Raw genomic sequence first — 5,992 nt, 5'->3', positions numbered from 1 at the left:
CCGCCAGCACGCAGCTTTTCGGCCAGTGTGCCTTGTGGCGTGAACTCAAGCTGCAATTCGCCTGCCAGGTATTGGCGCTCAAACTCCTTGTTTTCGCCCACATAGCTTGAAATCATTTTGCTGATCTGGCGCGTTTCCAGCAGCTTGCCCAAACCAAAACCGTCGACACCGGCGTTGTTGCTGATCACCGTGAGGTCCTTGACACCGGTGTCGCGCAAAGCGTCGATCAACGCCTCAGGAATACCGCACAAACCAAAACCGCCCACAGCCAGCAACTGGCCGTCTTTCACGATACCTTGCAGCGCTGCCGCTGCACTTGGGTAAATTTTGTTCACAGAGCTATCTCCTTGAAAATAAATGACCTACAAACGATACTACGTAAATACATACGTAGTTTTTCGTAAGGGGTAACCCCTTTGCGTGACTCATTGGTGAATCCAATCCATGATGAACATCGATTACCGGCTGGCTTTTGAGCTAGCACCCATCGGCCTGGCGTTGTCACGCAACCGCACCATGGTGGACTGCAACCGCCATTTGTGCGAGATGTTTGGCGCCAGCTCCGAGCAACTCATCGGTCAGTCTTTTCAGGTGCTGTACCCCAGCGTGGGCGAGTTTGAGCGCACCGGTGCACGCATTGCCCCGCTGCTCAACCGCCACGGCACGTATGCGGATGACCGCATCATGAAACGCTTTGACGGGCGCTTCAAAGGCGACACTTTTTGGTGCCATGTGACTGGCCGGGCGCTCAACCAGGCGGCCCCGCACGAGGCCGGGATTTGGACATTTGAAGACTTGAGCGCACACCGCCCGGTCAAAGCCGAACTCACCGCACGTGAGCGCGAGGTGGCGACCTTGCTGATGGACGGTTTAACGAGCAAGGAAATTGGCCGTCTGCTCAACATCAGCCACCGCACGGTAGAAATTTTTCGCGCCCGGCTGATGAAAAAATACCAGGCCAGCAACACCGGCGACTTGGTGCACAAGCTGATGTCAGGCTGACAGCTTCAAGAGAAACAAGTGGTTACCTGACCTAAATCAAGCCCCAAAACACACTTTGCTTGAAGAATGTCGACCTTTCTCTCAATGCTTAAAGGAACATCATGGTGACCGCCAAAAAAACCAGCACGCCTAAACCCGCTGCCAAAAAGGCTGACGCAGCCGCTCCTGAAGCAAAGTCAGTCGCCGCTCAGCCGGTTGCAGCCAAAAAAACTGCCAAGGCAGCCGTGACCAGCCCTGCAGTTGCTGCGCCAGCCAAGGCCAAAACCGGCAACAAGGTTGCCGCCAAAGCCACCGTCAAGCCCAAAGCCGCCAGCAAAAGCACACCAGCCTTGTCACCAGAGCAACGCCAGCACTACGTGGAAGTGGCCGCCTTCTATATTGCCGAGCGCCGTGGTTTTGCCCCTGGCAACCCAGCCGAAGACTGGGCCGCAGCCGAGGTTGAGGTCGACCGCCTGATCGCCAGCGGCCACTTCAACTAACTGACCAGCGCACGCACCCAGTCTGGCAAATCGATGGCTTTTTGCTTGGGGAAATCCACCCAGATGGTGGTGGCGCCCCCAGCGGCATCTATCACGCCCGGCTGGTCAACCCGCTCGATGGTGGCCCAGGTCTCAAACGTGGTGCGTGCTGGGTGGCTGGCATACATCTTCACGCAGATGTCACCCGGATACTCCAGCTGCCTGTAGAAATTGCAAAACGCATTGACGATCACCGGCCCTTGTCCCTGCGGGTTAGGCATGCAGCCCACGGCACGCATCCAGTCGATGCGGCAGGTTTCCAGGTAACGAAAATAGGTGGTGTTATTGACATGCCCCATGGCATCCATATCGCCCCAGCGGATGGGCATCACCACTTCAAACACCCATTTTTTGAGTTCGGGCAATTCATATTTCATGGCTTGATCTTTCTAGCTGAACTTTTCAGGGCAAAACCACTGGGGCAGTGCCACACGTTGGACGGGGCAATGAACACCTCCATCACCAACAACGCGCCGGCATGGCGCCTGAAGACCGAGCGGCGCGCCATCAAGGTGCGGGCAGACAACGGCACACCCGCGGCTTGAGTCACCGCCCGCTGAACATGTTGCCGCATGGGCGTGCGAGCGGCCAGCGTCTTGAATTGCAAAGGCTGGCGTGCAATGGCGGCGCTTTTGAACAGCACATCAGCCAGCGGCCTGCTGCCCAGCCCGCGCACCGAGCGCCATGCCCCCACCGAATCGGTATGGGCGGTGACGCTGCGGGCAAACACCACGGCGCAGCCGTTGACATGCAGCAGCACCTCGCGCACATAGCCCACCCGCTGCCAACCGTGCCCCAAGGCACAAGCCTCATCGGTAGAAAGAGGGGCACGTCCTTGCCAAAGCACGCGCACGCTGAACCCAGCGCCCTCGCCTGCTGCCAGCTTCAGGTCTGCCATGCCCGCCAAACGTGCGCTCAGTGAGCCAGAGGCTTGCAGCCAGCGCTTGAGGCCGCCACGTGCTGCGGTCGTTGCGCGCCAATGCATGTCACGCACAGCGGTTTAAATGCCGAAGCCGTCGTCGGCAGAAATCACCGCGCCGTTGATGAAATGACTTTGGTCTGAGCACAGCATCACCAGCAAGGCATCCAGATCTTTCGGCTGCCCAACCCGCTTGCGCGGCAACATCTGCACCAGTTTTTGGCCTTGCTCGGTTTGCCAATGGGCGTGGTTGATGTCGGTGTCGATGTAGCCTGGGCACAAGGCGTTGACGTTGATACCAAACTTACCCCACTCCAAAGCCATGGCTCGGGTCATGTGAACCACCGCCGCTTTGCTCATGCAATACACGCCAATTTTGGGAAATACCTTCAAGCCCGCCATGCTGGCCACATTGATGATGCGTCCCCCCGTGAAGTTTCCCGGTGCCGCGCCCTGTGCCCGCGCCAGCATGCGCTTGCCAACCTCTTGCGCCACAAAAAATGCGCCTTTGACATTGGTGTCAAAGACAAAATCAAAATCTGTATCGCTTACATCTTGCAGTCGCTGGGTGGTGCTGACGCCCGAGTTATTGACCAAAATGTCAATCGAGCCCACTTCGGTCTCGGCGTGAGCCACGGCGGATTTGATCGAGGCATGATCCGTCACATCAAGTTCCACCACGTGCGCATCGCCGCCTTCAGCCTCGATTTGAGCGCGCAATTCTTTCAATTTGTCGACTCGGCGGCTGGCCAACACCACCGCGGCACCGGCACCGGCCAAGGTGCGTGCAAACTGGGCACCCAAGCCACCGGACGCCCCGGTGATGAAAGCGACCCGCCCTGATAAGTCAATGCAGTACGACATGATTTCTCCTGAATAAATAGAACGGTCGTTCTATTATGATGAGGCTGACACACAAAACCCGAATTTGTCGAAGACAATTCATAGCAGCGCAAGGCACTCACCTTGACTTGAGTTTAATCAGAGAGAGCACCATGACCCCGCAAGAAATTTTGACCCAATTTGGCCCACGTGAATCCATGCCCTACGACGTGGTGGTGGTAGGTGGTGGCCCAGCCGGTTTGTCTACCGCCATTCGGCTCAAGCAGCTGGCGGCAGAAAAAGGCCAAGACGTGTCGGTAGTGGTGCTGGAAAAAGGCTCCGAGCCCGGCGCACACATTTTGTCGGGTGCTGTGCTCGACCCCAAGTCGCTGACCGAGCTGTTCCCCAACTGGCAAGCCATGGGGGCGCCATTGAACCAGCCGGTCACCGATGAAGCCATGATGTTTTTAAGCGAAACCACGGGCTACCGCACCCCCAACATGTTTTTGCCTGAATGCAGCCAAAACCACGGCAACTACATCATCAGCCTGGGGGCGTTAACGCGCTGGCTGGCCGCCCAAGCTGAAAGCCTGGGCGTGGAAATCTTCCCCGGCTTTGCCGCTGCCGAAGTGCTTTACAACGACAGTGGCGCCGTCATTGGCGTGGCCACGGGCAACATGGGCATTGAAAAATCTGGCCAGCCCGGTGCCAACTTTCAAATCGGCATGGAACTGCTGGGCAAATACACCGTGTTTGCCGAAGGTTCGCGCGGCCACCTGGGCAAACAAGTCATTGCGAAATACAAGCTCGACGAAGGCTGCGACCCGCAAAGCTACGCCATCGGCATCAAAGAGCTGTGGGAGGCCGAGCCCAGCCGCCACCAACCTGGCCTGGTGCTGCACACCGCGGGCTGGCCGATGGAAAACAACACCTATGGCGGCTCTTTTTTGTACCACATGGAAGACAACAAAATTGCCATGGGGTTCATCACTGGCCTGAACTACAGCAATCCGTATTTGAGCCCATTTGAAGAGTTTCAACGCTGGAAAACCCACCCCAACATCCGCTGGTATCTGGAAAATAGCAAGGGTGAAGTTACTGGCAAACGACTCGCCTACGGTGCCCGCGCCATCACCGCCGGGGGCTTGATGTCACTGCCCAAAACCGTGTTCCCGGGCGGCGCGCTGGTGGGCTGCGAGGCCGGGTTTTTGAATGTGAGCCGCATCAAGGGCAGCCACAGCGCCATCAAATCAGGCATGCTGTGCGCTGAAGCCGCCTTTGAAGCCGTGACCGCAGGGCGCGCACAAGATGAGCTGACGACTTACCCGCAAGCTTTTGAAGCCAGCTGGCTCTACACCGAACTCAACAAGTCACGCAACTTCAAGGCCTGGTTCAAACACGGCCTGCGCGTGGGCACGCTGATGAACGGGCTGGAGCAGTTTGGTCTCAAGGGCAGCATGCCTTGGACGATTCGCCGCGACAAGCCTGACCATGCCTACCTCAAGCCTGCCGCCGAGTGCCAACCCATTGACTACCCCAAGCCCGATGGCAAGCTGACGTTTGACCGCTTGAGCAGCGTCTTCATCAGCAACGCCAACCACGAAGAAAACCAACCGGCGCACCTCACGCTCAAAGATGCCAGCGTGCCGGTGAACGTGAACCTGGCCACTTACGCAGGCCCCGAAGCCCGCTACTGCCCAGCCGGGGTGTACGAGTTTGTCAAAACCGATGCGGGTGTGGACCAACTGCAAATCAATGCCCAAAACTGCGTGCATTGCAAAACCTGCGACATCAAAGACCCGACGCAAAACATTGTGTGGGTCACCCCCGAAGGCGGCGGCGGTCCCAACTACGCCGGCATGTGAGCCCTAAGCGCCTGCAACGGCGCTTTTTTTGGATGGCTTATTTTTTAGCCGCTTTAGCCGCAGGTTTTGCACCAGGCTCAGTGGGCAAGCCCAGGTGTTTCACGATGGCTTGCTCCAGCGCCTTGACCTTGGGTTCAACCACGGTTTGGGTGTCGGCAATCAGCTTGTCGGCCAAGGCTTTTTGCATTTCGCCGCCCATTTGAAGGTATTTGCGGTTAACGGGCGACTCGATGATGGCAATCAGCTGCTTGAGTTCATCTTCAGAAAACCGCTGCTCCAACAGCGCCCCCACCGTGGAAGGTGCTAGCTTGACCGCTTTTTGACGCACCAAAGGCCCCACATCGTCCGCATAAGCCTTCAAGTCGGCCTGAATGGCTTTGGCTGCGGCTTCACGCTTGTCAGGTGGCACCTGGTTTTGCAACGCCATGCTGGCTTGCTGCATCATCTGCAACGCCGGGCGTTCAGCCAAGGCTTGGGCGGTTTGCTCGATGGCAGTTTGCTGCAGCGTGAGAATTTTGTTGACCAACTCGGTTTTGCTGCTGGCGGTTTGCGCATTGACAGCGCCACACACCAAGATGAAACCTGCCACACACCATTTTTTCATGACCATTTTTCCTTTGATAAAAACCCAGACAGCGACCCCACCCAGTGGCTGGATGCCTGTGTATTCAAGCTTAACCGATGGCTTGACAGTGCTTGGCTCGGATTGACACGAAAATAGTGTCAGAAAACACCTCCTTGAACCCAGATAATCCATTAGAGATTTCGATGTTTCAAGCGAGTCCGAACTTGTGCAGACTTGGGGCAATTTCAGCTTGAGCCCAAAGGCCCTCAAACCACTTTCGTCGCCGTCGTGCCAAAGCCAT

8 protein-coding genes are annotated in these 5,992 nt (G+C 57.1%); 3 read left to right on the top strand and 5 right to left on the bottom strand.

Translation table 11 applies throughout. From position 1 onward, the window contains the following. On the bottom strand, positions 1-335 hold a 335-nt coding region (locus PHT20_RS16105), incomplete at its 3' end, for a CoA-transferase (protein ID WP_301021323.1). A gap of 112 nt (positions 336-447) precedes the next feature. Here PHT20_RS16105 and PHT20_RS16100 point away from each other — a divergent pair. Continuing rightward, positions 448-1,002 carry a LuxR C-terminal-related transcriptional regulator gene (locus tag PHT20_RS16100; RefSeq protein WP_300081987.1) on the top strand — a complete coding sequence of 185 codons (555 nt, stop codon included), beginning with the start codon at positions 448-450 and terminating at the stop codon, positions 1,000-1,002. Positions 1,003-1,103: 101 nt separating this feature from the next. Further along, the gene (locus PHT20_RS16095) at positions 1,104-1,481 is read left to right on the top strand and encodes a DUF2934 domain-containing protein (RefSeq protein WP_301021322.1); all 378 of its coding nucleotides are present in this window, start codon (positions 1,104-1,106) and stop codon (positions 1,479-1,481) included. Here the strand turns inward: PHT20_RS16095 and PHT20_RS16090 are convergent. Genes PHT20_RS16090 through PHT20_RS16080 form a run of 3 tightly spaced genes read right to left on the bottom strand, consistent with a single transcriptional unit; the run spans position 1,478 to position 3,303 of the window. After that, entirely contained in the window at positions 1,478-1,897 is a 420-nt protein-coding gene (locus tag PHT20_RS16090) for an acyl-CoA thioesterase (RefSeq protein ID WP_301021321.1), read from the bottom strand. The two genes, PHT20_RS16095 and PHT20_RS16090, sit on opposite strands and share 4 nt — an antisense overlap. Further along, positions 1,894-2,505, bottom strand: a complete 612-nt coding sequence (locus PHT20_RS16085) for a chorismate lyase (RefSeq protein ID WP_301021320.1) — start codon at positions 2,503-2,505, stop codon at positions 1,894-1,896. Before PHT20_RS16085 ends, PHT20_RS16090 begins: the two co-directional genes overlap by 4 nt. A 15-nt stretch (positions 2,506-2,520) precedes the next feature. Then, positions 2,521-3,303: an SDR family oxidoreductase gene (locus PHT20_RS16080; protein ID WP_301021319.1), complete on the bottom strand. Its 783-nt coding sequence runs from the start codon at positions 3,301-3,303 to the stop codon at positions 2,521-2,523. Between the two features lie 131 nt (positions 3,304-3,434). Between PHT20_RS16080 and PHT20_RS16075 the strand changes: the two genes are divergently transcribed. After that, on the top strand, positions 3,435-5,126 hold the full coding sequence (locus tag PHT20_RS16075) for an electron transfer flavoprotein-ubiquinone oxidoreductase (protein WP_301021318.1): 1,692 nt from the start codon (positions 3,435-3,437) through the stop codon (positions 5,124-5,126). Positions 5,127-5,163: 37 nt separating this feature from the next. Here the strand turns inward: PHT20_RS16075 and PHT20_RS16070 are convergent, their stop codons facing one another. Beyond that, the gene (locus PHT20_RS16070; RefSeq protein ID WP_301021317.1) at positions 5,164-5,730 is read right to left on the bottom strand and encodes a hypothetical protein; all 567 of its coding nucleotides are present in this window, start codon (positions 5,728-5,730) and stop codon (positions 5,164-5,166) included. Positions 5,731-5,992 lie beyond the last annotated feature (262 nt).

This window comes from Rhodoferax sp. (assembly GCF_028715765.1).
Taxonomy (GTDB): domain Bacteria; phylum Pseudomonadota; class Gammaproteobacteria; order Burkholderiales; family Burkholderiaceae_C; genus Rhodoferax.
Note: the sequence above shows the minus strand (reverse complement) of the source record. Positions and strands in the feature narration are given on the sequence as shown.

Bases quoted from the DNA above. Each gene is read 5' to 3' on its own strand.
- PHT20_RS16100 (WP_300081987.1), top strand. From the start codon at position 448: ATGAACATCGATTACCGGCTGGCTTTTGAGCTAGCACCCATCGGCCTG.
- PHT20_RS16075 (WP_301021318.1), top strand. From the start codon at position 3,435: ATGACCCCGCAAGAAATTTTGACCCAATTTGGCCCACGTGAATCCATG.
- PHT20_RS16080 (WP_301021319.1), bottom strand. From the start codon at position 3,303: ATGTCGTACTGCATTGACTTATCAGGGCGGGTCGCTTTCATCACCGGG.
- PHT20_RS16070 (WP_301021317.1), bottom strand. From the start codon at position 5,730: ATGAAAAAATGGTGTGTGGCAGGTTTCATCTTGGTGTGTGGCGCTGTC.
- PHT20_RS16085 (WP_301021320.1), bottom strand. From the start codon at position 2,505: ATGCATTGGCGCGCAACGACCGCAGCACGTGGCGGCCTCAAGCGCTGG.
- PHT20_RS16095 (WP_301021322.1), top strand. From the start codon at position 1,104: ATGGTGACCGCCAAAAAAACCAGCACGCCTAAACCCGCTGCCAAAAAG.
- PHT20_RS16090 (WP_301021321.1), bottom strand. From the start codon at position 1,897: ATGAAATATGAATTGCCCGAACTCAAAAAATGGGTGTTTGAAGTGGTG.